This is a genomic window from Luteitalea sp. (genome assembly GCA_009377605.1).
GTDB lineage: Bacteria > Acidobacteriota > Vicinamibacteria > Vicinamibacterales > Vicinamibacteraceae > WHTT01.
Genome location: WHTT01000090.1, coordinates 1 through 25156, shown reverse-complemented (window position 1 = coordinate 25156; position 25156 = coordinate 1). Strand labels below are relative to the sequence as shown.

Annotated in this window: 29 protein-coding genes; 19 read left to right on the top strand and 10 right to left on the bottom strand. The window is 63.2% G+C overall.

The genetic code is table 11. The annotated features are described in order from the left end of the window. Nucleotides 1–186: 186 nt before the first annotated feature. From GEV06_23105 to GEV06_23095, 3 genes are all read left to right on the top strand, one after another. A complete protein-coding gene (locus tag GEV06_23105; GenBank protein ID MPZ20771.1) occupies nucleotides 187–1620 on the top strand; it encodes a S1 RNA-binding domain-containing protein in 1434 nt (477 codons plus the stop codon). 84 nt (nucleotides 1621–1704) lie between these two features. Next, nucleotides 1705–3762 (top strand): AAA family ATPase, encoded by a 2058-nt coding sequence (locus tag GEV06_23100; GenBank protein ID MPZ20770.1) that lies wholly within the window; start codon nucleotides 1705–1707, stop codon nucleotides 3760–3762. A gap of 139 nt (nucleotides 3763–3901) precedes the next feature. Continuing rightward, the gene (locus GEV06_23095; GenBank protein MPZ20769.1) at nucleotides 3902–4267 is read left to right on the top strand and encodes a TraR/DksA family transcriptional regulator; all 366 of its coding nucleotides are present in this window, start codon (nucleotides 3902–3904) and stop codon (nucleotides 4265–4267) included. Between the two features lie 89 nt (nucleotides 4268–4356). Here GEV06_23095 and GEV06_23090 read toward each other — a convergent pair whose 3' ends face one another. Further along, complete coding sequence (locus tag GEV06_23090) at nucleotides 4357–5235, bottom strand: pirin family protein (protein MPZ20768.1); 879 nt, start codon at nucleotides 5233–5235, stop codon at nucleotides 4357–4359. A gap of 487 nt (nucleotides 5236–5722) precedes the next feature. On the opposite strand from GEV06_23090, the gene GEV06_23085 reads away from it, so the two are divergent. From GEV06_23085 to GEV06_23075, 3 genes are all read left to right on the top strand, one after another. Next, nucleotides 5723–6301, top strand: a complete 579-nt coding sequence (locus tag GEV06_23085; GenBank protein MPZ20767.1) for a DUF664 domain-containing protein — start codon at nucleotides 5723–5725, stop codon at nucleotides 6299–6301. A gap of 170 nt (nucleotides 6302–6471) precedes the next feature. Then, nucleotides 6472–6810: a metalloregulator ArsR/SmtB family transcription factor gene (locus GEV06_23080; GenBank protein MPZ20766.1), complete on the top strand. Its 339-nt coding sequence runs from the start codon at nucleotides 6472–6474 to the stop codon at nucleotides 6808–6810. Further along, nucleotides 6723–7304: a polyketide cyclase gene (locus GEV06_23075; protein MPZ20765.1), complete on the top strand. Its 582-nt coding sequence runs from the start codon at nucleotides 6723–6725 to the stop codon at nucleotides 7302–7304. Before GEV06_23080 ends, GEV06_23075 begins: the two co-directional genes overlap by 88 nt. Nucleotides 7305–7570: 266 nt before the next feature. Here the strand turns inward: GEV06_23075 and GEV06_23070 are convergent, their stop codons facing one another. Continuing rightward, nucleotides 7571–8410 (bottom strand): hypothetical protein, encoded by an 840-nt coding sequence (locus GEV06_23070; protein ID MPZ20764.1) that lies wholly within the window; start codon nucleotides 8408–8410, stop codon nucleotides 7571–7573. A 194-nt stretch (nucleotides 8411–8604) separates the two neighbouring features. Here GEV06_23070 and GEV06_23065 point away from each other — a divergent pair, with 194 nt between their 5' ends. Together GEV06_23065 and GEV06_23060 are read left to right on the top strand one after the other, a co-directional pair. Next, the gene (locus GEV06_23065) at nucleotides 8605–9066 is read left to right on the top strand and encodes a damage-inducible protein DinB (GenBank protein ID MPZ20763.1); all 462 of its coding nucleotides are present in this window, start codon (nucleotides 8605–8607) and stop codon (nucleotides 9064–9066) included. A gap of 67 nt (nucleotides 9067–9133) precedes the next feature. Further along, the gene (locus GEV06_23060; protein ID MPZ20762.1) at nucleotides 9134–9844 is read left to right on the top strand and encodes an SDR family NAD(P)-dependent oxidoreductase; all 711 of its coding nucleotides are present in this window, start codon (nucleotides 9134–9136) and stop codon (nucleotides 9842–9844) included. Between the two features lie 17 nt (nucleotides 9845–9861). On the opposite strand, the gene GEV06_23055 is transcribed toward GEV06_23060, so the two are convergent. Then, a complete protein-coding gene (locus tag GEV06_23055) occupies nucleotides 9862–11337 on the bottom strand; it encodes an aminotransferase class V-fold PLP-dependent enzyme (protein ID MPZ20761.1) in 1476 nt (491 codons plus the stop codon). Between the two features lie 188 nt (nucleotides 11338–11525). Between GEV06_23055 and GEV06_23050 the strand changes: the two genes are divergently transcribed. Further along, on the top strand, nucleotides 11526–11942 hold the full coding sequence (locus GEV06_23050) for a hypothetical protein (GenBank protein ID MPZ20760.1): 417 nt from the start codon (nucleotides 11526–11528) through the stop codon (nucleotides 11940–11942). Nucleotides 11943–12015: 73 nt separating this feature from the next. Here the strand turns inward: GEV06_23050 and GEV06_23045 are convergent, their stop codons facing one another. Further along, nucleotides 12016–12273, bottom strand: coding sequence for a hypothetical protein (locus tag GEV06_23045; protein ID MPZ20759.1), 258 nt, complete (start codon nucleotides 12271–12273; stop codon nucleotides 12016–12018). A gap of 108 nt (nucleotides 12274–12381) precedes the next feature. Between GEV06_23045 and GEV06_23040 the strand changes: the two genes are divergently transcribed. Next, nucleotides 12382–12588: a hypothetical protein gene (locus GEV06_23040; GenBank protein ID MPZ20758.1), complete on the top strand. Its 207-nt coding sequence runs from the start codon at nucleotides 12382–12384 to the stop codon at nucleotides 12586–12588. Nucleotides 12589–12726: 138 nt separating this feature from the next. Here GEV06_23040 and GEV06_23035 read toward each other — a convergent pair whose 3' ends face one another. Then, nucleotides 12727–13158: a YciI family protein gene (locus GEV06_23035; protein ID MPZ20757.1), complete on the bottom strand. Its 432-nt coding sequence runs from the start codon at nucleotides 13156–13158 to the stop codon at nucleotides 12727–12729. Between the two features lie 278 nt (nucleotides 13159–13436). Between GEV06_23035 and GEV06_23030 the strand changes: the two genes are divergently transcribed. Then, nucleotides 13437–14666 carry a DUF1624 domain-containing protein gene (locus tag GEV06_23030; protein MPZ20756.1) on the top strand — a complete coding sequence of 410 codons (1230 nt, stop codon included), beginning with the start codon at nucleotides 13437–13439 and terminating at the stop codon, nucleotides 14664–14666. Nucleotides 14667–14800: 134 nt separating this feature from the next. Next, complete coding sequence (locus tag GEV06_23025) at nucleotides 14801–15700, top strand: fructose-bisphosphate aldolase (GenBank protein ID MPZ20755.1); 900 nt, start codon at nucleotides 14801–14803, stop codon at nucleotides 15698–15700. Nucleotides 15701–15791: 91 nt separating this feature from the next. Here the strand turns inward: GEV06_23025 and GEV06_23020 are convergent, their stop codons facing one another. After that, nucleotides 15792–16451, bottom strand: a complete 660-nt coding sequence (locus tag GEV06_23020) for a methyltransferase (GenBank protein ID MPZ20754.1) — start codon at nucleotides 16449–16451, stop codon at nucleotides 15792–15794. Nucleotides 16452–16971: 520 nt separating this feature from the next. On the opposite strand from GEV06_23020, the gene GEV06_23015 reads away from it, so the two are divergent. Further along, nucleotides 16972–17178 carry a cold shock domain-containing protein gene (locus GEV06_23015; protein MPZ20753.1) on the top strand — a complete coding sequence of 69 codons (207 nt, stop codon included), beginning with the start codon at nucleotides 16972–16974 and terminating at the stop codon, nucleotides 17176–17178. A gap of 35 nt (nucleotides 17179–17213) precedes the next feature. On the opposite strand, the gene GEV06_23010 is transcribed toward GEV06_23015, so the two are convergent. Then, a complete protein-coding gene (locus tag GEV06_23010; GenBank protein MPZ20752.1) occupies nucleotides 17214–17984 on the bottom strand; it encodes an SDR family oxidoreductase in 771 nt (256 codons plus the stop codon). 95 nt (nucleotides 17985–18079) lie between these two features. On the opposite strand from GEV06_23010, the gene GEV06_23005 reads away from it, so the two are divergent. The 5 genes from GEV06_23005 (at nucleotide 18080) to GEV06_22985 (ending at nucleotide 21569) form a co-directional block, all read left to right on the top strand. Continuing rightward, complete coding sequence (locus GEV06_23005) at nucleotides 18080–18427, top strand: PadR family transcriptional regulator (GenBank protein ID MPZ20751.1); 348 nt, start codon at nucleotides 18080–18082, stop codon at nucleotides 18425–18427. Between the two features lie 2 nt (nucleotides 18428–18429). After that, the gene (locus GEV06_23000; protein MPZ20750.1) at nucleotides 18430–18783 is read left to right on the top strand and encodes a hypothetical protein; all 354 of its coding nucleotides are present in this window, start codon (nucleotides 18430–18432) and stop codon (nucleotides 18781–18783) included. An 88-nt stretch (nucleotides 18784–18871) separates the two neighbouring features. Then, a complete protein-coding gene (locus GEV06_22995; GenBank protein MPZ20749.1) occupies nucleotides 18872–19096 on the top strand; it encodes a hypothetical protein in 225 nt (74 codons plus the stop codon). Nucleotides 19097–19104: 8 nt separating this feature from the next. Then, entirely contained in the window at nucleotides 19105–19290 is a 186-nt protein-coding gene (locus GEV06_22990) for a hypothetical protein (protein MPZ20748.1), read from the top strand. 110 nt (nucleotides 19291–19400) lie between these two features. Further along, entirely contained in the window at nucleotides 19401–21569 is a 2169-nt protein-coding gene (locus GEV06_22985; protein MPZ20747.1) for a carboxypeptidase regulatory-like domain-containing protein, read from the top strand. Between the two features lie 60 nt (nucleotides 21570–21629). Here GEV06_22985 and GEV06_22980 read toward each other — a convergent pair whose 3' ends face one another. The 3 genes from GEV06_22980 to GEV06_22970 form a co-directional block, all read right to left on the bottom strand. After that, on the bottom strand, nucleotides 21630–22076 hold the full coding sequence (locus tag GEV06_22980; GenBank protein MPZ20746.1) for a DoxX family membrane protein: 447 nt from the start codon (nucleotides 22074–22076) through the stop codon (nucleotides 21630–21632). A 144-nt stretch (nucleotides 22077–22220) separates the two neighbouring features. After that, entirely contained in the window at nucleotides 22221–22691 is a 471-nt protein-coding gene (locus GEV06_22975; protein MPZ20745.1) for a MarR family transcriptional regulator, read from the bottom strand. 142 nt (nucleotides 22692–22833) lie between these two features. After that, the gene (locus tag GEV06_22970) at nucleotides 22834–23592 is read right to left on the bottom strand and encodes a PEP-CTERM sorting domain-containing protein (GenBank protein MPZ20744.1); all 759 of its coding nucleotides are present in this window, start codon (nucleotides 23590–23592) and stop codon (nucleotides 22834–22836) included. Nucleotides 23593–24213: 621 nt separating this feature from the next. Between GEV06_22970 and GEV06_22965 the strand changes: the two genes are divergently transcribed. Then, nucleotides 24214–25156 (top strand): PEGA domain-containing protein (locus tag GEV06_22965; GenBank protein ID MPZ20743.1); only part of this gene is annotated, 943 nt, incomplete at its 3' end.

Below are 25156 nucleotides of genomic sequence, written 5' to 3'. Positions count from 1 at the left end.
AGTAGAGCACACGACTGCGGAGTTGGTTGCAGCATGTCTCCACCTGCGGTGACATCGTCGTCGCGCGTCAAGTCGTCCTCATGCCATGATGCTATACATCTGATGGCGTGATGTCATTGCCCGAGGCTCGGTTTCTTCGCGCCGGTGGGCCTAGCCCAGTAGCGTCTCAGTTCCGAGGAGTAAGCAGTGAGCGAGCAAGAAGAAGATTTCGCCGCGATGTTCGAAGCGTCCGTCAATGCCCGCCAGTTCGATCGGGGCCAGACCATCGAGGGCACCATTGTCGCCTTCGGGCCGGAGGTGGCCTTTGTCAACGTGGGCGGGAAGGGTGAGGCCCAGATCGACCTCGCGGAACTGAAGGACGCCGACGGCGACGTCGAGGTGTCGGTCGGCGATCCCATCCAGGCGATCGTCGTCTCCACGCGTGGCGGTATCGTGCTCTCGCGTAGGGGCGTGCGCAACGCCGCCACGCAGCGGGAGCTCCAGGATGCGTTCCAGGCCGGCCTCGCCGTGGAAGGCAAGGTGGAGAAAGTCGTGAAGGGCGGCTACGAGGTGCGCATCGCCCGCGAGCGCGCGTTCTGTCCGCTCTCGCAGATCGACATTGTCCGCACCGCGGACCCGGCGGCGCACGAAGGGCAGCTCTACACGTTCCGCATCATCGAGTACAAGGACGGCGGGAAGAACATCGTGGTCTCCCGGCGCAAGCACCTCGAGGAGGAGCAGCGCGCCAGCGCCGCGGACGTACGCAAGTCCATCGTGCCAGGCGCGGTGCTCACCGGACGGGTCGCATCGGTGCTGGACTTTGGCGCCTTCGTGGACCTTGGCGGTGGCATCCAGGGCTTGCTCCATGTGTCCGAAATGGGCTGGTCGCGCGTTGCCAATCCCAACGATATCGTCGCGCCCGGTGAGCAGATCACCGTGAAGGTGCTGCGCGTGGACGATGCCGCGCAGAGGATCTCGCTCGGGTTGAAGCAGCTCCTGGACGATCCCTGGACGACGGTGGCCACCACCTACGAGGTGGGCCAGGTGCGCACCGGCCGTGTCACGCGCGTGGCGGAGTTCGGCGCCTTCGTGGAGCTGGAGCCGGGTATCGAAGCGTTGGCGCACGCCTCCACATTTGCCCCCACGGGGCGCCCTGGCGGCTGGGCCAAGTCGGTGGCCGTGGGCATGACCGGGGCGTTCGAGATCCTGAGCATCGACACTGCGCAGAAGCGCATGGGCATCGCGCTCGTAGAAGAAGGGTCCGCGCGGGCCGCCGGCGCCGCGTCGTCGCAGGGTGCGATTGTGCCCGGTGCGATCGTGACCGGCAAGGTGGAGCGTCACGAGAAGTTCGGCGTGTTCGTGTTCCTGTCGCCGGGGCGCACTGGCTTGATGCCGCTCGCCGAAACGGGCGTGGAGCGCGACGTGGACATCCGAAAAGCGTTCCCGATCGGCAGCGAGGTGGAGGTCGTGGTGCTCGAGGTCGATCCGGCGGGCCGCCGCATTCGTCTCAGCAAGAAGGCGGTGGCAGAGCGGCGGGAGCAGGCGGAACTGCGCGAGTACGCCGCGAGGCCGGACGCCGCGCCTACGGCCTCGCTGGGATCGCTGGCCGACAACCTGCGCAGAGCCCTCAAGGGGCGTTGAGGGGCCGTTCCGGCTCGAAGATCGTTCTGCCCCGAGACACGGCCTTCTCTAGAGATCGAGCACGTAACATCCAACGACGCCAAGATGAAGGCACCAGAGACCGAAGAGCGAGAGCATCTCGCCCAGGTGACAGACCGACTGCGTCAGGCGCTGCAGAACATCGACGCCAGGTTGAAGCGCTACTCACGGGAGATCCAGGAGGAAAAGACCTATCTGTGGGAGAGCAGAGCCGACATGGACCGCGTCGAAAAGGCTTTCACCCGCGAATCAATCCATCAGACGGTCATGACGGGAGAGGCCGCCCTCGCCCACAGGACACGCCTCCAGAAGCTTCTGCGGTCGCCGTACTTCGGCCGCTTCGATTTCATCCAGGAAGGCCGAGCGCAGCCCGACGCGATCTATGTCGGCGTTCATCACTTCAGCGACGATCGTGACACGCGCACCTGCGTCTATGACTGGCGCGCGCCGATCTCGACGATGTTCTACGACCATGAGACCGGTCCGGCACATTACGAATCTCCCTCGGGCAGCATCAGAGGAGAGATGGTGCTCAAGCGCCAGTTCAGGATTCGCGATGGGCAGCTGGAGCTCATGCTGGAGACCGCGCTCACCATCGTCGACGATGTCCTGCAGGAGGAGTTGAGCCGCGCCTCCGGCGACGGGATGAAGCAGATCGTCGCCACCATCCAGCGCGACCAGAATGCCATCATCCGCAACGAGGACGCGCAGGTGCTGATCATTCAGGGCGTGGCGGGCTCCGGAAAGACCTCGATTGCGCTCCACCGGATCGCCTTTCTGTTGTACCGGTTCAAGGATCGCCTGACATCGAAAGACATCCTGATCATCTCCCCGAACAGGGTGTTCGCCGACTACATCTCGACCGTGTTGCCGGAGTTGGGAGAAGAGTCGATCGGCGAAATCGGGATGGAGACACTCGCCCGGGAACTACTGGGCCAGAAGCACCGATTCCAGACATTCATCGAGCAGACAGCCCTACTCCTCGAGAACAGCGACGCAGGCATGAGGCGGCGGATCGAGGTCAAGTCGTCTCCGGAGTTTCTCGAGACGCTCAACGAGTACGCCGATCATGTGGAGCGGCGCTACTTTCAGCCGGAGGACCTGTGGCTCGGTGGTCACCGGGTGCCGGCCGCGTTCATCGAGAGGACGTTCAGAAGGCATCGCAGCGCCACGGCCGCGGCGCGTCTGGGCAGTGTGGTCAGCGCGATCGAGCACCGGATTGGGCTTCATCACAACCACGACCTGAGGAGCCAAGAAAGAACCGAGCTGAAGAAGGCAGTCAGGAAGATGTATCAGCAGTCAAGCTTGCGCGCCACGTACAAGAACCTCTTCGCCTGGATAGGGGCGCCGGAGCTCTTCAAAATGGCGAAGAACGCGACGCTCGAATACGCGGACGTCTTCCCGCTGATCTATCTGAAACTTCGCCTGGAGGGGATCGACGCCTTGCGCAGGGACGTCAAGCATCTGCTGATCGACGAGATGCAGGATTACACGCCGGTGCAGTACGCCGTGATCGCCAGGTTGTTCCCCTGCAAGAAGACCATCCTTGGCGACACGAACCAATCCGTGAACCCCTACAGCTCATCGAAGGCGGAGGACATCCAGCGGGTGTTCACGCAGGCCGCGTGCGTGAATCTGTGCAAGAGCTACCGGTCCACCTACGAAATCACGCAGTTCGCCCAACGCATCTCGCCCAACCCGGATCTGGTCGCGATCGAGCGTCACGGCGAAACGCCGGAGGTCTTGAGGTGCAAGAACGCGTCAGAGGAGCTCAATCACGTGAGCCAACTGGTTGGCGAGCTCGCCAGCTCGCGGTACGGCACCGCCGGCATCATCTGCAAGACGCAGAAGCAGGCGGCGCGGCTGTACGAAGCGATCAACAACGCAGGATATGACGTGCATCTGTTGACGGCAGAGAGTACGTCCTTCGCGCGGGGGGTCATCGTCTGCACCGCGCACATGGCGAAGGGGCTGGAATTCGACCAGGTCATCGTTCCCGATGTGACTGATCAGAACTACAACACGTCCATGGATCGCAACCTGCTCTACGTCGCCTGCACCCGCGCCATGCACAAGCTCACCCTGACGTTCGCTGGCGAGCCGACGCGACTGATTCAGCCGTGATGCGTGGCCGTCTCACACGCGATCCATTTTGGTCACGAGCAACAGAGACCATAGTCCGTGTTGCTCAGTACTGGATCCGGGTGGCTCCTGGTCGAGCGTCCGGGATCTCGCTCTCGTACCCTGCGTCTGGAGGATTGCGATGACCACCGCGCTTGAGGCGTCAGCGTTGGCGGCATTCCGTCGCCGATTGGAGCAGCGCCGGACCGAGCTAACGAGCTTGATCGAGGAAGGACGACGGGCCGATCAGCCGGTCTCGCCAGACAAGGCCATTGGCCGCCTCACCCGCCAGGATGCGTTGCAGCAGCAGCAGATGTCGGCCGAGCTGATTCGTCGCTACGAGCAGGAGCGTATGCTGGTTGAGCAGGCGCTCGATGCGATGGATGAAGGGACTTACGGGCGCTGCCAGCGGTGCGACGAGCCGATCGCGGTTGCCCGGTTGGACGCGATGCCGCACGCCAGGATTTGCATTCGCTGTACCGGGGGACAGGCACGCGACCGGCGCTGATCCCGGTGGACGGTCATGCGCTCCGCCTCGTACGCGCGACACACGACATCGTGCAGGATTCGTGTGTCACCTGATCCCGGGTCTCACGATCATGTGATGCGCGCCACACGTGCGAGATCGCTCATCCGCCCGAATCGCCCGCTGCGATACTCGGTGTAGAGCCGGACGATATCATCCTTCGAGTCCCCGATGAAGGGCCCGTGGGAGACGATTGGGTCGCGCTGAGGCTGGCCGGCATACAGCACGAGGCGCGCACCTTCCTCGCCAGCAACCACGCGAAGCAGACTCGTGCCCTCGCCCTCGGGACGATCGAGCCACCCGACCTGACCAGCCCTGAGGAGCGCAGTGTTCTCCCCAATTCGGACCGAGCCGCGGAGGACGTATACGAATCCGTTGAAGGACGATGGAATGTCCTGATCGACAGACGTGTGCGCCTCCATAGCGACCTCCGTCATCGTGACGGGGACATGATTGCGCGTGGTCGACTGGTAGCTTCCGGACGCACCGCTATAGACGCGCACCTCCACGCCATGTTCACGACGGACCGGAACCGCGTCGGTGTGAATGTCCTGAAACGCTGGTGTCGTCCATCGCCGATCCTTTGGTAAGGTCAGCCACAACTGGAGCAGGCGGACGTGACCCTTCGTCACGATGTTCTCGCCGTGGATGATACCGCGGCCAGCCGTCATCCACTGGACTTCGCCGGCCCTGATGATACCGCCCTCGTCACGATCGTAGATGGCGCCGTCGAGGACGAGCGTCACGGTTTCGAATCCCGCGTGTGGGTGCGGCTCGCCCACAGTGCGATCCGCGATGTCGAGGTGGTCATCGGCGAGCATGATGAACGGATCGTTGAGCACGAAGTCCTCGGGTGACACAACTTGCGCAGCGAGGTGACCGTGCCCGACGAATCCTGGCGTAAGTGGAGGGACGGTGACAATCCGAGCGATACGGCGTTGTTGCAGCATGATCAGCTCCGTTATGAGGGCGCGTCGGCCACACACGCCTCGCCCACTACTCGGCGTGAGCGGTGCGCAGGCACGGTGCAGGCCGTCGCTGAGCGCGTTTGGCTGTGCCTTCTATCGTGTCCGCGCTATAGTGTAGCACTAGACTGTACATATCTGAACTGTGTGCCTGATTGTTCACATCTCTCACAGACCCCACAACCCCTCGCATTCGCGACTTACGGCATCGCGAGAAACGCCTCGATCAGCCGTGCCATCAGCTCGGGATAGTGGGTGTCGTCCTGCGCCATCACGGCTTCACCGAGATAGTCCCCGTGTCCGCCCGGCACGATTAACAATCGTGCACGAGGGATCAGGCGCGTCAGCTCGAGCGCGTGCTCCGGCCTGACGATGTCCCTGTCGCCGATGACGATGAGGGTAGAGGCGCGGATCGACCGGACCGCGTCCTGTCAAGGACAACCCCACCTTCCGTACCCTAGGATATGGAGGTATGCACGGCGACCGAGCGGACATCGTGGCGCTGGAAGATGCGTTGAACGCCACGGAGCGCGACGCGCGTGCGCTCGTGGCTGGTCTAACCGAGGAGGTGGGCGCTTGGCGCGCCGATGCCAGCTCGTGGAGCGTCGCGGAATGCCTTGATCATCTGGCTGTCGCCAACCGCGTATACCTGCACGCGATGCAGCCAGCGGCCGAGCATGCGCTCGCGCAAGGCCGACGGCGACGTCGACCTGCACGACCGGGACTGATCGGCAGCTGGTTTGTCCGCACGCTCGAACCACCCGTGAAGCCCAAATTCAGACAGAAGGCGCCGCAGAGTATTCGACCACGCGTCTCGCCTCCGCTCGACGATGCGGCCGGTCGGTTCGTCGCATCGCAGGACGATGTGCGTACGTTTCTGCGGCGGTACTCGGATATAGACCTCGCTGGAGTGCGCTTCCCCAACCCGTTTGTTCGCGGTGTTCGATTCAGCCTGGCGACAGGCCTGCACGTTATCGCCGCGCACGAGCGACGTCACCTGTGGCAAGCCTGGCGCGTGCGTCAGGCTGCGGAGCGTGCGAGCGCCACCTGATCGACCGGCCACGCCTCGGGCGCCGACCCTGTCCTGTCTATCGTGTAGCACTCGACTATACATAGATGAACGTATCCCCAAAAAAACTCTTAGCGCCGCGGCCGCCCCAGCTTCTCCAGCAAGAAGAGAGGTCTTGACCTAACCATTGCCCGCCCCGTAAAGTTAGGCGTATGCCTAACCAATCCCATCAGCTCAGTCGCGTCTTTCAAGCCCTGACCGACCCGACCAGGCGGGCTGTCCTCGAACGGCTGGGCAGCGGGCCTGCCCCGGTCAGCGAGCTGGCGCGGCCCTTCAAGATGGCATTGCCGTCGTTCTCTCAACACCTCCACGTGCTCGAGAGCTGCGGACTGGTTCGGTCCCACAAGACGGGACGTGTCCGAACGTATCGGCTCGTGCCGCAGCCGCTGAAGCGTGCCGAGCAATGGATGGCGAGGCAGCGCGCGATCTGGGAGCGCCGTCTCGATCAACTGGACAGCTACCTCAATCACCTAAAGGAGCAGACGCAGTGACTCGTCCAACGCCTTACGAACCCAACCCAAAGCTGGATCTCGTGTTGGAACGCATCGTCGACGTCCCGAGAGAGCTCGTCTGGGCCGCCTGGACTACTCCGGATCACATCAAGAAGTGGTTCACTCCTGCCCCGTGGACAACGGTGGATTGCGAGATCGATCTTCACCCCGGCGGCATCTTTCGCACGGTCATGCGCTCTCCGGAGGGACAGCAGTATCCTCACGTCGGCTGTTATCTCGAGGTGATCGAGAACGAAAAGCTGGTGTGGACGGTCGCGCTGGGACCGGGCTACCGGCCATCCAACCGGACGAGCGAGGTCCCGTCGTTCACGGCGGTCATCACGCTGGCGCCGCATGGGAACGGCGGCACGAAGTACACCGCGCTGGCGATGCACGGGGACGAGGAGGACCGCAGACGGCACGACGAAATGGGATTTCAGGACGGTTGGGGGAAAGCGCTCGAACAACTGGTCGCGCTCGCCAAGAGTCTGTAGTTGGTCACCGAGTGGCCCGGCTTGGGGCTGCCTCTACTCTAAATTGGCCCAGTAGAAGGCGTGAACATTGGTCCTTTTGGAATGCCAATCGATCGTTGACAGTCCTCGATATGAGTCTCATCTCTCGCACGCGCGCGACGGTCGCGCCGGCGACGGAGGCTGGACCCACGCCTGGTGTCGGGACGAGGACGCCACTACCGCCCGCGGCCAACCAAGTGGCCCGGAGCATAAATACGGCCGCATTGTCAGCGGATCCAGAAAGCTGTTCAGCCCCCTCGCGTGAAGGGCAACTCATACGAGAAGTACACGAGACCGCTGACGTCGGTACGGTCGTCGTTCAGCACCACCGGTACGGCAACGCCGATGATGATCTGTGTGTCGCCGAGGTTCCATCCACCCCTCAGTCCAGGTGCGACGGTCCAAGATGCGCTACGCTCTGCCTGCGAGGTCCGCTCATCGAGCTCGTCCGGAAACTCTGCCGTGGTCTCGAGCATCAGATGGGCCATCGGCTTCACACGCCAAATGGCGCTCGCCGCGAGATGCGGTGTGAACCCACTCGCGTCCTCCACGGTCCCACGACTTGCACGGTTCTGCTCTTGATAGGTGAGCCCGGCGTTCCAGTGAAAGTAGAGATCGCCGGCCTGCTGGCTGAACGGCAGGTTGACCTGCACGCCAGCCCGCCCCGCCCCAAGTCCGGTATCGTCGTTGCCCGTCGGTAGAATCAGGCTCAAGCGCGGCGAGATCGCTGGCCGCCCAGGCGCCTCATTGGTTAGCTGAAATCGGTAGTGGAGGAACACGTCACCGATGCCATTCTCGGTCGATTGTCCGACGGCAGGGATCGTGAACGAGAGCTGGTGTGCCTGACTTCCGATCGGCCACTCCTGCGTGAAGGCGAGCTCCCACTCGTCCGCCGTGCGTCTGAAACCCACGATGTTCTGAAACACTCCAGGCTCTTGATTGAACGCCTCTTCAACGAGAAACGAGTTGTCGAGGATCTCGAAGGGACGACTGGATCCCACAGGTGGTGGCTGCGCAGCTGCAGCAGCAGCGCCAATCGACATCGCACCGGCGAGAGCCAGCCCTATCCACGTTGTGACGCCACGCAATACATCCTCCTGAATCAACGGTGCCTGCGCGTAGGTTTTGACGCCTCGCCATCAGACATTTTGAATACACATAGTATAAAATTTGAGTAATCAAAATCAAGCCCTGTCTGGTGAGCCTTCGTGCCGACTGACTCCTTCGCAGCCAAGACGAAGGATAATGGGCGCACACAGGAGGTCTCGTGCCCACTGAATCGATACCCTTCATCACGCCCGACGCCCTGCTCGCGCACTGGCAGGGGCATCGCCGGCTCACCAGGCGCGTCATCGATGCCTTTCCCAACGACAAGCTCTTCAGCTTCTCCTTGGGCGGGATGCGTCCCTTTGGCGGGCTCGCGATGGAGATGCTCAGCATGGCTGGACCGATGGTCCGCGGCGCGGTCACCGGCGACTGGAACGCGCCGAGCAGCCGCGATTCGCGGCCGAAACAGGAAGTGCTCCAACTCTGGGATGAGAGTACGGAGCAACTGAACGCTCTCTGGCCGCAGATCCCTCCGGAGGGATTTGCCGAGACCATCACGGCGTTCGGGCAGTACACGGACACGCTGTACAATCTCATCCTCTACGTCATCGACAACGAGATTCATCACCGCGGCCAGGGCTACGTGTACCTCCGCGCGCTGGGCGTCGAGCCCCCGCCGTTTTACGAGCGAAGCTGAGCCGCTCAACGAGCCACGGTTCCACCATTGATGAACATCGTCGGAGCCGTGATCGTGGGTGATCGAGATGAGCACAGCCAATGCGCGTGTGGCGCTCGTGACCGGCGCAAATCGCGGACTCGGATTGGAGACATGCCGCCAACTGCTGGGGCGCGGCATGCGGGTAGTAATGACCGGCCGGGACGAAGATGCAACCGAGCGGGCACGACGAGGGCTCGACCTTGCCGCAGGGAGCGCAATCGTGGTGCGGATGGACGTCACCGACCGCGCCAGCATCGAGGCCGCTCATCGGGTGGCCGTGAAGCGCTACGGCGCTGTGGATGTTCTCGTGAACAACGCGGCTGTGCTGTTTTCCGAGAGCACTGCCGTGCTCTCGATTCCCGCCGACGAGCTCTTGCGGACCTTCGAGACGAATCTGTTCGGCGTGATCGAGGTCTGCCGCCTGTTCGTGCCTCCGATGGCGGCGAACGGCTACGGACGAATCGTCAACGTATCGTCCGGCGCCGGCCAGCTCGCGAGCATGTCCACCTACGCGCCGGCGTACTCGATTTCGAAGGCGGCGCTGAACGCCTTCACGCGCATCCTCGCGCAAACCTACAGTAGTCGCGGTGTCCTCGCGAATGCCGTCGATCCCGGTTGGGTGCGAACCGACATGGGCGGCCCCGCCGCACCTCGGTCCGTCGAGCAGGGCGTCGACACAACCGTGTGGCTCGCCACGCTACCGGACAACGGTCCGACGGGACGATTCTTCCGCGACCGGCGCCCTATCGAGTGGTGACAGTAACAGCACTTTGATCACCGATACAGCTGGAGGCCGGTCGTCTTGACGATTTCGACCAGCGAGCGGATATCTGCTTCTGACGTCCGCGGATGGATGATGCAGGCTCGTAACCAGAACGTGCTCCGCATGACGGTGCTCGAGAGGAATACTTGGCCGCCGAGTTGCAGCCGCTCCAGCAGCGTCTTGTTCAGATTGTCGAGCGCATCCGCGTCCTGCTCCTTGCGCAACCCTCGCGGCACGTAACGGAAGCAAACGACGCTCAGGCTTTGCGGCTCGCGTACCTCGAGCTCCGGCTCCTCCCTCATCGCCGCGGCGAGCTGCTCGGCCAGCGCGATATTCCCGTTGATGGCACGGCGGTAGCCCTCGACCCCGTGGTACCTCAGCGCCATCCAGACCTTGAGGGCTCGAAAGCCTCTCGTCTGTTGAAAGCCATACTCACTGAACCACGGCAGCCCGCCTACGCCCGTCGGGCTGCCGTCCGTGCGAAGGTAGGGTGGAACGAGGCTGAATGCCGCACGCATCATCTCGCCATCACGCACGAGCACGAGCCCGGCTTCGACCGGCACACAGAGCCACTTGTGTGGATCGAGCGCAACGCTGTCTGCCCGCGCGAGGGCGCTCAATTCGCGACCGTGGCGGCTGCTCAGGATCGCCGGAGCGCCGTACGCGCCGTCCACGTGGAGCCAGACCCCGTGCCGCTCACAAACGTCAGCGATTTCATCGAGCGGATCGATGAGGCCCGTGTTTACCGTTCCCGCGCTGGCGATGACCGCGACCGGCCGATTCCCGTCCTTCACGTCACGCCGAATCGCCGCGTCGAGCGCTGAGGGCTTCATGCGCTGCGCCTCGTCCTGCTCGACGATGCGGAGATTGTCGCTGCCGATGCCGAGCAGCTCTATCGCTTTTTGATTGCATCCGTGCCCTTCGCCGGACTTGTAGAAGAGGAGCCGGGACGGCGTGGCCTGCACACCTGTGGCGCGCACGTCGAAGCCGCACTTGGCATGACGTGCGACGGCGAGCGCCGTCAGCGCGGCCATCGATCCGCCGCTGACGAGCAGCCCCATGCTGCCATCGGGAAAGCCGAGCAGACGCCTGAACCAGTGAATGACCTGTCGTTCGACGTAGATGCCAGCATGATTGCCTCCGGCGCAGCTCGGGTTCATCGCTGCCGCGAGTGCCTCGCCAAAGACGCCCATTACTGCCGGCGGTGAGTTCACCCAGGCGTAGAAGCGGGGATGGCCATTGCCAAGAGGAAACGGCTCGATCTCCTGCTGAAACGCCGTCAGCAGATCGTCTGCGCTCTGGCCCGATTCCGGCCACGACGAGCCGTCCAGATAGCGCGCAGCCAGTGCCTCCGGGAAGGGACGGAATACATCCCTGCTCGGGAGGGTCGTCAGATGCTCGGCAATCATATCGACGACGCGATAGCCAATCCGCCGGATCTCCTCTGCGCTCCACTCCCACTTCTCGCGATTTGTTTCAGCGTCCATAACACCTACTGCTGACGATACACCGACGCCGCTACGGCCGCCTCGGCGAGGCGGCCTAAGAAATAATTGCCGAGCTTGTCGATCTCGCCTCCTGTCATTCGACGTGTTGGTAGAGTGCGGATTCCAGCCGGAACGACGCCTGGCGGGGACCTCACCGCCAACGAGAAACCGAAAGGACACCAGACAAAATGCGATTCATCTGTTTGTACAAGCCCGCTGCAGAGGAGGGTCGTCCCCCTACGCAGGAGCACATGGTCCAGATGGGGAACCTCATCGAAGAAATGACAAAGGCCGGCGTGCTGCTCGAGACAGGTGGCTGCCACCCGAGCGCCAGAGGCTCGCGAATCCGACTTTCTGATGAGAACTTCACCGTCACCGACGGTCCGTTCACCGAGACGAAAGAGATCATCGGCGGCTATGCCGTGATCCAGGTCCAGTCCAAGGAAGAGGCGGTCGAGTGGACCAAGCGCTTCCTCAAAGTGGCAGGCGACGGAGAGAGTGAGATTCGCCTGCTGCACGAGGCGTCGGACTTTGGTCCGGAGGTTACGCCAGAGATCCGAGAGCAGGAAGCGCGCGCGCGCTCGCGGATGGCGGCAAACCGGTAAGAAAAGGTACCCGCTCCTTTTTCGAAGGTACCGGGTACCTTCTGCCCTTCCTCTGTCTTCTCGATCTCGCGATCTATGCGATGGAAATGTACATGTCGGTGCGGAGCTGATCTTTGGGAACTTTCGTTGGGTCGTTCCGATAGATTTCGTAGCTCGCTTCCGCACCGAGGCGATGTCCGCTCGCGGGCAGCCACTCGCCCATGAAGCGCGCCCAGGCGGCGTCCAACTGTTCGTAGGGCCCTATGTGCACAGTGCACGCATAGCGACCCGCCGCGATGCGCTGCTCCACGAGGCCCTCGGGCAGTGCAACGTTCGCCGGCACCGTAATCAATCACCGGCCCAGGTGCCCCAGTTCACGGATCCGGACCCCGAGAGCGCGTCGGAGTTGATACCGGCGCTCGACCAGAGCATCACCAAGGCAAAACGGCTGCTCGGTGGAATGGACGATGCCGCGTTGATGGCGACGTGGCGGCTGATGCGGGGCGAGCAGGAGCTGTTTGCCGTTCCACGCGTGGCATTCCTGCGATCGGTCATGCTCAACCATTGGTACCACCACCGCGGTCAGTTGACCGTGTACCTGCGCGCGCTCGGCGTTCCCATTCCCTCGATTTACGGTCCGAGCGCCGACGAGAACCCGTTTGCCTAACGGTAGGGACGAGTGAGCCGGCGCTTCGCGGCACCGTGGCTTCCATCGGTTCCGGTGAAGCGCCGCCTCGGTTTCCGTTAGCCCTTAGGTAGGGACGCCTCGCCGAGGCGTCCGGACGGCGCGTTCGGCGAACGCGCCCTACCTAGGGATTTGTTTGCCTTCCACCTGCTGGCGAAGCCGCTGTTCCTGTTCCTTCAGCTCGGGTGTGAGCGTGGGGAAGTCGTCTGCCTCGAACACTTGGCGAATCTCGATCTCGGACTCCTCGCCCGTGGGGTTTGGAACGCGCTTGACCCATTCGATCGCCTCCTCCTTCGACTTCACCTGAATCAGCCAGAAGCCGGCGACGAGCTCCTTTGCCTCCGCGAATGGTCCGTCGATCACGGTACGTTTGGCGCCCGAGAACTTGACGCGCGCGCCCTTCGAGCTCGGCTGCAGCCCTTCGCCCGCGAGCATCACACCGGCCTTTACCAGCTCTTCGTTGTACTTCATCATCGCCGCCAAGAGCTCCTGACTCGGGGGAACGCCCGCTTCGCTGTCCTTGTTGGCCTTGACGAGTAGCATGAACCTCATTGTGATATCTCCTTCTGGATGTAGCAGTTTAGGGCTAGGTAGCGCCGCCTCGCCGAGGCGGCCGTGTCCGCAGTGCCCGGGTGCTCGCTGCCCGGCGCGCTCGGCGAGCGCGCCCTACCCTCGCGGTTCGGCGAACGCGCTCTACCAGCCTCTGTATTCACGTCGAACGAGGGGCCACCGGATCGACAAATCAGGATCGACACCGCCTGACGCGTCCCGGAGGCCTACTCTACTGAAACGAAGGACCCAGCCGCCGGAACCCGAAGGCGACTGAATGTATGCTCTGCACCATGGCTCCACCGCTGAATGCGCCTTCCGGGACAGACCGCTCCGCGGGAGAAGGAAAGGCTCGCGCGCGAAAGGATTCAAGTCGAGCTGCGTCACACCGGTTGACCACGCCCGGTGGGGAACGGCTGGTCGCACTGGACGTCTTTCGCGGGCTGACGATGGCGGCGATGGTCGTCGTGAACAATCCTGGTGACTGGGGCCACGTGTACCCGCCGCTGCTGCACGCACCTTGGCACGGCTGGACGCCTACCGATCTCGTCTTTCCCTTCTTCTTGTTCATGGTTGGGGTCTCCATCACGTTGTCGCGGAAGACAGCCAGCTGGACCGGCATCTTACGGCGGACACTCCTGTTGATTGGAATCGGCCTGTTCCTGAACGCCTATCCTCGCTTCGACCTCGCGCACCTGCGGTGGCCAGGCGTGTTGCAGCGTATCGGGCTCTGCTACGGTGCGGCGGCGGCTCTACTGAAGCTTCAAGGCTTCGAGCGGCCAGAACGCAACAGAGGAGCGATAGCCCGGAACATGGCGCTGGCCGTGGTCGGGCTCCTCCTTGGATATTGGGCGGTAATGGTGATGGTGCCGGGCTCCTTCGGGACGACCGGTGATCTGTCGCTCGAGGGTAATGTTGCTGCGCGCATCGATCGAGCGCTCCTGGCTGGACACATCTATCGCCCTGCCTACGATCCCGAGGGCTTGGTGAGCACGCTTCCTGCGATCGGCACGACGCTGCTGGGCGTGCTCGGTGGGTTCTGGCTGCGCGCCCCTCGGTCGGTGGCAGGTCGGAGCGGCGGGTTCCTGGTGGCGGGCGCTGGGCTCTTGGTGATGGGCTCGCTCTGGGATCTCTGGCTCCCGATCAACAAGCCGTTGTGGACCGGCTCGTACGTGCTGCTCACGGCTGGTCTCGCGGCGATGTTCCTTGGGGCGTGTCTCTGGCTGATCGACGTAAGGGGTTGGCGCATCTGGACGAGGCCGTTCGTGATTCTCGGTCGGAACGCGCTGGTGCTGTACGTGCTGTCGGGGCTATTGGCGGACACCTTGTCGATCATCCACATCGGGGGTGGAGAAGCCGCCCCGTCGCTGGGCACGTTGATCTATCAGCGCGCGTTCGTACCGCTGGCCTCGCCCTACAACTCCTCGCTGCTGTTTGCCCTTGCGAACCTCGCCGTCCTCTTCGTCATCCTCTGGTGGCTGCATCGGCGGCGGTTGTGGCTGAGGGTGTGATCCACGATGATGCCCCAGCTCGTGCGGGGCCAGCGTCGATCGTTGAACGATGGCCGCGGGGCGGAACGTGTCAGCGCCGTCGGCGTACGGTTCTGGCTCGCTCGTCGTTTCTTGTAGAGACGGAAGGAGGAGCGATGGCTCTCTATGCCTTCGATGGAACCTGGAACTCCGACAAGCCGGGTGCCGAGCGAGACACGAACGTCCGAAAGTTCTGCGAGGCGTACCAGGGCGCGAAGTTCTACCTCGCTGGCGTCGGCACCCGCTTCGGGAACGTGGGCAAGATCGCCGGAGGAATCACTGGCGCCGGAGGACGCAGCCGCGTCAAGAAGATGCTGGAGCATGTTCGCTCCCACGCCCGCTCGGGCGATACACAGTTGGACGTCATTGGTTTCAGCCGCGGCGCGGCGCTCGCCCTCCACTTCGCCAACGCGGTCGAGCAGGAAGGCGAGCAGCTCACGGGCACTGCTGCGCCTCGGATCCGCTTCCTGGGCCTGTGGGACACGGTGCCGTCGTTCGGCTTGCCTAGCGTTCGGCTCAACATCGGGTGGGACCTCGATCTCCCAGACAATGTCGTCAAATGCTTTCACGCGTTGGCGCTGGACGAGCGTCGCCACACCTTCAGGCTGCATCGCCTCGAGGCGAAGGTTGCGGACGCGATGCAGGAAGGCCGGCTCTTCGAGGTCTGGTTCCGCGGTGTGCACTCGGATGTAGGTGGTGGCAACAAGAATCCGGGCTTGTCGACCATCGCGCTCAACTGGATGTTCGCGAAGGCAGTGGCATGCGGCCTACCGATCGAGGGAGATGCCGTCGCCAAGAACGCGGCGCGGCTGCGTCCAGAGCGGCCGATCTCGGTGCACGAATACGACCTCGTCAAGGGAAGGTTTCGTACCGTGCGCTGGAATGATCAGGTGCATTATTCCGTGGCCTTTCGCAACGATACGCGGCAGCGCCAGTACAACAACGCGCCGGAGAACGTGGTGCTCGTGAATGACGAGGGCGTCGAGGTGGGCAGGTTCTTGCGGGCCGCGGCCTAACGGTCGCGCCCCACGACGTTCACTTGCGAGCCCCGAAACTTGACTCGAATGCGTCAAGTGCCGGTTCTCAAGGGTTCTTGCGGGCCGCGGCCTAACGTTCGCGTCGCTTGTAGCTGATCGACAACCCAGCCGAGCTCGACCGGTCGATCGTGGTGTCGAGGTTCGGCACCTGATTCAGGTAGTCGAGAAACTCCGCAATGCCGCGCTGCCGCTGGCTCACATTGTGCGCGGTGAAGCAGCCACCGACGGCGAGCTTCGGCAGGACAGCGACGAGATACTTCGTGTACCACTCCTTGTCGGCGTCGGAGAAGACAAAGTCAAAGGGGCCCTCGAGCTCGGGGACGATCTCGTGCGCGTCACCCAGCCTGGCATCGATGTAGTCCGACAATCCCGCTTCTTTGAAATTGGCGAGCGCGGTCCGATGCCGCTGTTCGTCGATCTCGATGGTCACCAGCTTGCCACCCGTCTTGCTCAGCGCCCAGGCGATCCAGATCCCAGAGTGGCCGGTCGACGTGCCAATTTCCAGCGCTCGCTTGTATCGATGCTCGAGAATCAGATCGTGCAGCCTGCGGCCGTCCGCTTCCGGCACGTTCAGGTCCTGCCAGCTGTTGGCGTGGCCATCGAGGAACGCCTGGACCCGCTCATCGAGGTCGGAAACAGCTCGCTGCGGCCGCGCTGCCGCGGCGAGCGCCGTGAAAGAGACGAAGAGCGCGATTGACGCTCCGGCCAGGACAGCAGGCGTGCAAGTCATGGGCATCTCCGAGCCACCGAGCCGAACTTACTGGTCCGGTGCACAAATACGGCCGCATTCGGCCGCCGATGCATCCCGGCCCGCGGCGTTGCTCGTCGGTCACATACTCCCGGTATTCTTCCTCCTCGCGCCTTGCGGGCCGGGCGCCTCGGCGCCCTCGGTGCGTGGCCGTATTTATGCACCGGACCACTTACCCCCGACCGAGCGCGGTCGAGGGCGTGGATCCGCCGCCGCGGCCCCGGCTCGAAGGCGGGCCGGCTCGAAGGCGGGCCGGCTGGAAGGCGCAGTTGAACGAGGCAGGGGCTATTATGCCCCACAGGTTCCGTCCGCAATCGCGGATGCGCCGCGCGACGGCGCGCCCAAAAACTAGGCAGCGTGCTATACTGTCCGATGCGCTTTCCTGGGTCCTGTCGCACAACCGGCCGCCCGGCCGGCTGACCGTTGCAGCCACTCATCAAAGCCAACGACCAGCGCATGTGGCGCGGCGTATCGTCATCGTTCTAGACAGGAGCATTTTCGCATGGGATCCACTAAGGGTACGATCAAGCGTCTCGTCAGCGACAAGGGATTCGGCTTTGTCGCGGCCGAGGATGGCACCGAATACTTTTTCCACCAATCAGCGTGCAACGGCGTGTCGTTCAATTCCTTGCACGAGGGACAATCTGTGACGTTCGAGAAGGGACAGGGTCCCAAGGGACCGCGCGCCGAAAGCGTTACCCCGACCTAAGTCGCCTTCCTCTACCAAATTCATCACAAATACGCTTAGCGATGTTTCAACCGTAGGGTTTCCCAGCTCCCGTCCGCCGTCCAGCCGCCATCGACGACCAACGCGTGCCCGTTGATGAAGCCACTTTGGGCGGGATCGGCGAGGAACGCGATCGCGAGTGCGATGTCGTCTGGCGCGGCGAAGCGCGCCATCGGCACGCGGCCGATGATGTCTGCGTCAGTGTAGCTACCACCGGCTTGGTCGGCCCGGTCCATCTCTGTCTTCACCCACCCCGGACAGACGGCGTTGCAGCGTACGCCGTGCCCACCCCATTCCGCGGCGAGCGTGCGCGTCAAGCCCACTAGACCGTGCTTGGAAGCGTTGTACGCTGTGCGATCGGCGATGCCGACCAGTCCAGCCACCGACGCCACGTTGATGATGCTCCCAGACTTCTGCTCGAGCATCAGGGCCCCGAACGCCTTCGCAAGCAGGAACGGCGCGACGAGGTTGACCTCGATGACGCGACGGAAGTCATCTGCTCCCGTGGCCTCCGCTGGTGCCATGAAGCTGATGCCAGCGTTGTTCACCAGGACGTCCACCCGATGCCAGCGCTTCTGCACGGCTTCGACGCATCGCGGGACGAAGGCCTCGTCGGCAACGTTTCCCACGAGCTCGAGCGCCGCCGCGCCGCGGGCACGGACGGCTGCCAGCGTTTCCGCGGGTGTCCGCAGGTCGTTCAGCGCTAGAGAATAGCCCTGCTCCGCCAGCACTTCGCTCGTGCGACGCCCGATGCCCTGGGCAGCGCCCGTGATCACAGCAACTCGCATGTCTCCTCAGCAGTCTGCCTTGTCGTCCGGTCAATTCTAACGACTTGACTGGCCAGCGGATCTTGTGACAATCTGCTCAACTGAGGCCCACTTGGATGTCTAGCACACAGAGAGAACGCGTCGAGCTTCTTCAAGGAACGCTCGATTTGATCGTCTTGCGCGCCCTTGCCACCATGGGGCCGCTGCACGCCTACGCATTGGCCGCGCGCCTCGAGCAGGTCGCCGAGCATCCGTTGATGTTGAACCAGGGCACGCTGTATCCCGCTTTGGTGCGGCTCGAGCAGAAGGGCTGGATCAAGGGCAAGTGGCAGAAGACCGAGAACAACCGCGAGGCGAAATACTACGCCATCACGAAGGCCGGACTTCGTGCGCTCGGCGAGCACACGGAACGCTGGCGACGCCTGGCGGGTCTCGTCGACAAGCTGCTTCTCGGCGAGTCGTAGCCATGTCGCGTCTGCGGCGTTTCTTCAGCAGGTTGTCGAACCTGTTCCGTCCCGCGCGGGCCGAGCGGGAGCTCGCTCGTGAGGTCACCTCGCATACGGCGCTACTGGAAGAGGAATTTCAACGTCGCGGCATGACGTCGGAGCAGGCGCGCCTTGCCGCGCGGCGTGCATTGGGCGGGATTGAGCAAGCCAAGGAGCTCCATCGAGACGAGCGGTCGTTCGTGTGGTTGGACGAGGCGCGACGGGATGTGCAGTACGCGCTCCGGAGTCTGGGTAGAACGCCGGGCTTCACGGCGGTTGCGATTCTGACGCTCGCGCTCGGCATCGGTGCCAACACGGCCATCTTCAGTGTTTAAATGTTGGGCGCGTCGTAGCGACTCGCGGCCCAGAAGGTACGATGGGTGAATCCGGCAACCTGACGCCTGTGGTATCGTTGCTCCAAAAGTGGTTCTCAAGAAGCTCAAGCGCTGCCGGCCACGAACGGCAAAGCGACGAAAGCCCCAAGCCTTTACGCTCGGTCGCGATAGCTTTGACAAGATCAGCGCTGTAGAAGGCATCCGCCTTTCCCCCGAAATACAAGAGGATTTTCGAGAGTTCGACCAACGAGGTCTTTCTGCTCACGAACGCCGTCGAGCAATCGTGAGGAAGTACGGTAGGAAACTAGCCTGAATGGAGCGATGTACGAGGCCATCGAAGACCCGTACTGCTACGCCGGCACGATCGTCCTCAAGAACATTCCAGGTCTCCGAGGTCCTGCCACCCTCGAGCAGTTCGATCCAAAAGCATTCCTGGCGGCTATGGTTGCCAGCTTCCAAGGTGACGAGCAGCCGTTGGTCGATCAGATTCGCGGTCTCATAACATAGCCAGGACGGCAGCAAATCTCCTGGCGAGAAGGTCTCTGCGCCAGGCTCGTCACAGGCATGGTGTTTGTCTTGCAGACGGGCGATGGTACACTCGGCCCAGAGGCAAAACCATGAGAGTGACACAGGTGCTGTCCGGGGGCGCCTTACTGGCGGGCTCCGTCCTGGTGGGAGCGCTGACCGGGATGGGTGCGTACCAATCGGCCGGTGAGGGGATGTCCGTAGATGGAAGCGATCTCGGCGGGGTCGTGACGAGCGAGAAGGGGCCAGAAGCCGGCGTCTGGGTAATCGCGGAGACCACCGACCTCCCCACCAAGTTCGTGAAAATCGTGGTCACCGACGACCAGGGGCGCTACCTCATCCCCGATCTGCCGAAGGCGAGCTACAGCGTGTGGGTGCGCGGCTACGGGCTGGTAGATTCTCCGAAGGTCCGCACAACACCGGGGAACGACCTGAACCTACAGGCAGTCGTGGCGCCAGACAAACAGGCCGCCGCACAGTACTATCCGGCCGGCTATTGGTTGTCGCTGATGCAGGTGCCGGGCGAGGAGGAGTTCCAGGGCGAGTCAGCGACGAATGGCGGTATTTCGCCGGACGTCGAGAGCCAGGCCGAGTGGCTGAGAATGTTGAAGTCTGGCAACTGCACCGCCTGCCATCAATTGGGCAACAAAGCGACACGAGAAATTCCCTCCGAGCTTGGCGTGTTCGCGTCCTCGGCGGCGGCTTGGGAACGACGGCTGCAATCTGGACAGGCTGGCGGCAGCATGGTCAGCGGGCTCCACCGGTTCGGTGGCAAACGAGCGTTGACGATGTTCGCCGACTGGACCGATCGGATTGCCGCAGGCGAGCTGCCGCCGGCGCCGCCACGGCCCGAGGGCCTGGAGCGCAACGTCGTCATCACCCAATGGGACTGGGCGGACCCGAAAGCATACCTACACGACGAGGTGTCAACCGATCGGCGGGATCCAACGGTCAACGCGAACGGGCCGATCTACGGAGCGCTCGAGGTGAGCGCCGACTACCTGCCCGTCCTGGACCCGGTGCGCCATGAGGCGGGTCGGGTACCGCTGACGGTTCGCGATCCGCGCACCGAGCCGGCGGCCCCGCCGGCCGTGGCGCAGCCTTCACCGTACTGGGGCGAGGAAGCAATCTGGACCAGCAAGAACAACGTCCACAACCCGATGCTCGACGAGCAAGGGCGGGTGTGGATCACATCGACCGTTCGTCCCCCTGACAACCCGGACGTCTGTCAGGAGGGATCGAGCCATCCGTCTGCGAAGCTGTTCCCGATCGAACGAGCCAGCCGCCATCTTGCTGTGTACGATCCGAAGACGAAGAAGCTCACGCACATCAGTACATGCTTCGGCACGCACCATTTGATGTTCGCCGAAGATGCCAACAACACACTGTGGACCAGTGGAGGCGGCCAAGTGGTCGGCTGGCTGAACACGAAGATGTTCGACGAGACCGAAGACGAGATGAAGTCTCAAGGTTGGACGGCTCTGATCATCGATACCAACGGCAACGGCAAGCGAGACGAGTACGTGGAGCCAGATCAGCCGCTGGATCCCTCGAAGGATACGCGGTTCGACGGCGCCTTCTACGCGGTCTCTCCTGCCCCGGACGGCTCTGTTTGGGGATCGGTGCTCGGCTTCCCAGGGGAAGTCATCCGTCTGAACCCTGGCACGAACCCGCCAGAAACAGCCCTGGCGGAAGTGTACGAGCTGCCGTGGAACAATCCGAAGGCGGAGGTACAAGGTTTCTCGCCGCGCGGCATGGACATCGATCGCAACGGCGTCGTCTGGGCCCCTCTCGCAAGCGGGCACCTCGCCAGCTTCGACCGTCGCAAGTGCAAGGGATCGCTCAACGGCCCGAAGGCGACCGGCCAACACTGTCCCGAGGGCTGGACCCTCTATCCCGAGCCATTGCCGCAGCTCGGGGGCGTGAAACAGTCAGGCAGCGCCGAGGCGAGCTACTACACGTGGGTCGATCAATTCGACACGTTCGGGCTCGGTAAGAACACTCCCATCAACACCGGCAACGCATCCGAAGGCCTGCTGGCACTGAAGGACGGCAAATGGGTCGTCCTTCGAGTCCCGTATCCTCTCGGCTTCTACACGAAATGGATGGATGGCCGGATCGACGATCCGAGCGCCGGCTGGAAAGGCAAAGGCCTTTGGGCGACCGTCAGCACACGAGCACCGTTCCACATGGAGGGCGGTAAGGGAACGACGAGCAAGGTGCTGAAGTTCCAGCTGCGTCCCGATCCGCTTGCGAATTGACCACGGCCAACTGGGTGAATCATCACTCAGGCGATCTCGCGTCGTGTAGCCCCCGGTAGGCTACCGCCCAGCCGTATGCGCCTGCCGCCGCCACACCGATGACGTTGCGAAAGCTCCATCGCCGAGCAACGCTTGCGTCACGAGGCTGGCGATCAGGAACGCCACATACTCCCAGCCGCCGTTTGGAGCCGTGAACGCCCAGCCGTTCGGCCAGTGCACGAGGAACGCGCCTGCGAGGACCGGCACGAGCGCGACGGCGACGGCTCGCGTGTAGAGGCCCGCAATGAGCAGCAGGCCGCCAACGAGCTCGATGGCAAAGACCGGGTAAGCAGTCCAGCCCGGAAAGCCGTGTTGTGCGAAGAACGCCGCCGTGCCGGGCAGCGTGAAGACGAAGAGCTTCAAGAGCGCATGCGCAACCGATACCGTGCCCAGCGCGACGCGCAGCACGAGTGCCGCGTACGGCGCCGTGCGATGATCGATGCCGTTGTGATCCCATCCGCGATTCATGATGCCTCCCTCGGCGACTCGATTATTAGACGTTGACAAGGTAGTCCTCGTAACAGATATTTGCGGACACCTCGCCGAGGCGCCCTGACGGCGCGTTCACGCCTTCGCGCTCCGCGCTACGGCGGACGAGTCGGCGAACCCGCCCTACCCCGTAGCCTGGCGTGCCAGATCCAAGAGCTCGACCAGCGTCCTCAGCTGTCGCTGGCTCATGTGCTCGAGTTGACGGCGTTGCACCTTGGCGACCGGGGCGTCCAGCGTTCGCAGCAGCTTGAGCCCGTCCGGCGTGACGCGGGTCAGGACGACGCGCCGGTCCTTTGCGTCGCGCAGGCGAGCCACCAGGCCGCGCCGCTCGAGCCGGTCGAGCAGGCGCGTCATATCAGGATCACGGGTCACCATCCGCTCTGAGATCTCCCGGCACGAGAGCCCTTTGGGCCCCGCGCCACGCAGGATGCGCAGCACGTTGTATTGAGGGAACGTGAGGTCGGCCACTTTCAACACTTCGATCTCACCCCACAGCAGATGATCCGCTGTCCGCAACGCGCTCAAGAAGACGGCATCCTCGACACTGACGAAGGGCTTGGTCTGCTTCAGCTCGGCCTGCAGCCGCGTACTCATGTTCGAAGGATAGTCCTCATAACGACTATTGTCAACACCTAGTGCGGCCGCCTCGGCGAGGCGGCCCTACCACCGTCGATGGTAGGGCCGCCTCGCCGAGCGCGCCGTGCTACAGCCCACTAGGCCCGACTAAAGGTCCGGCCTAAGAGATGCGCTTACGTGCGAGGGCCCCAAACGCAAGCAGGCCGGCTCCCATCAGTACCATCGTTCCAGGCTCGGGAACAGGCACCGAAGCCGCCGTGCGAAAGCGCACATCGTCCATACCCCAGACGTCGCGGAAGAGATCTGTGGGCCCTGTGTGGAAGCTGACGCTCGAGATCGCGGCATCGAAATCGGTGAGGCCAAAGAACGATGGACCGCCCAGCACTGGCTTCGGGACACTCAGGACTCGGTTGGTGCCATCGAAGAAGGTCACTGTAATGGGGCCCGGAAGAAGCGCATCTGTGTCGGTGAGGTAGGCGCCGAATGCGTCGATGGGGGAGGCGAACGAGTAGGTGACGGTGCCCCCGAGAAACGAGGCGAAGGGTGGCACCACGCGCAGATGATTTTGGCCGCCGGCAGTCGTGTTGTAGCCGAACGCATCTGGGACGTGCTCGTCGACGTTGGCGATGCCGGCGCCGACATTGGCATCCGTGTTGGTCAGTGTGACCGTCACACCGGGGAACACCTCCAACGTGCCGAAGTTCCCCACCGGCAGCTCTTCGAAAGTGATGAAACTCGAGCCGTCGAGGAGCGCATCGAACGAGGCCGCGGCTGCATCCGCGTTGGGCCGGGGATCAGAGGGGCCGGCAACCGCGTCCGCACCATAGAAGGTGATGGGCGCACCTGTTGCGGCGGTGGGCACCATCATCCCGAGCGCTAAGCCCACCGTAACCGATAGACCACGAACGCTCGCTCGCATATACACCTCTCTTGTAGCCGTACTCGAAAGACTCTATCGCCAAAGCACGAATCAGGCCATCTGCCCGCTGGACCTCCAAAGGTCGCGCCTACGCGCTCGATTGTCGCGCGACACCCACGCCATTCCGCCCGACCTATAAAACGTCGGGTGTGGCACGAGACGACGGCAGCAATAAGCCTACGTCATTCGCTCTTCCCGAAGTCGACTCCGACAGGAATGTCCCGCCTGCGACACCAGAACCGTGGATGGTCAATGATACACAACTTGTTGACATAGATACAGTTACATATCAGAAACGTCCTTCGGCTCGGCGCTGGATCTGTTCTTGCTGTTAAAGAGTGCAGCGATGTGGAACGGTCTGACGGAACCAGCAACGAGTAAGCCGCTTCCGGGATGGGGGCGCGTTTCTAATACAACCGGTGGGCAGGAGGAGACGTGTCGTCCGGGAGCGGCCTACTCGTTGCTGGAAATTCCGTCGGCCGGTAGTTATGCCTGAGGTTGCTCAAGGTCACCCTCTAGGGTCTCATCCATCGGGCAAGGCACCGAAGAAGAACCACTTCACGCAGCATTTCTGGAATTTGGTCCCGGCAGCGCTCTTGCTTCCCTACGTCGGGCACGCCAATGTCCGACACTCCTCATCCGCGCGGAATCGGCCTGTATCGACGTTTCGCCACGCCGACTAGCACCCGAGCTGCGCCAAGCATTCAGGCCAACGTGGTCTGGCCGCCTCCAGACGACGAGGTCGCTCGAGTTCTTGGCGAAGGCCAGCCGGGCGATCCGTCGCTCGCTGGCTTGCCGGGCAAGCGACCTCAGCCGACTGCGCCCCAGCCAGGCCCAGCCGCGAATCCAGTCACCGCTGGTGGCAGCCATTCCGAAGAGCCGTTCGACTCCGAAGAGGAGACCGCCCGACCGTCTGCTGCGGACGTCTCGGTTCACGAGCCTGCGGAACCAAGTGCCTCTGCACTCGCCCTAGATGCTCCTTCACGCTCCAATGCAGGTGGCGCCGCGATAGTCACGCAGGCCGAGCGACATTTCTCGCTGAGCGCCATCGCGAAACCGACTATTTCGCTGCCTGTGGCATTCAGTGCGTCCGTCAAGCGCCGCGGACGGCGGGTCGGAATCTTGGGCGTTGCCGCCGCCGCCGTGCTCCTGCTCTTCACGTTGCCGGGCACTTCCGATGTCGCCACCCTTGTCGTGCAATCCGAACCGGCCGGCGCCATGGTCATGGTGAACGGCGTTGGTCGAGGGGAGACGCCCTACGAGGTGCAGGTGGCTCCGGGAGAGTACGTCATCGAGCTTCGGCGTGGCGAGCGCACCTGGCGGAGACCAGTGGCCCTGCGCGCGGGCGTTCACGTAGTGAACTACTTTGCGCTGGGCGATCAGACTGCACCAACGACGGCATCGCGAGCGTCCCATACTCGCCCATCGGCCGATTCCTTGGAACCTGTGCGCGTGGCGAAAGCCAACGACGCCGCGACGAGCCCGACACGCCCGACGACAGTGCGCGCAGTCGCCCGAGAGGACCGGCCGGCCCCTCGTGTGGCTCAGGACAGGCGGAGAGGCT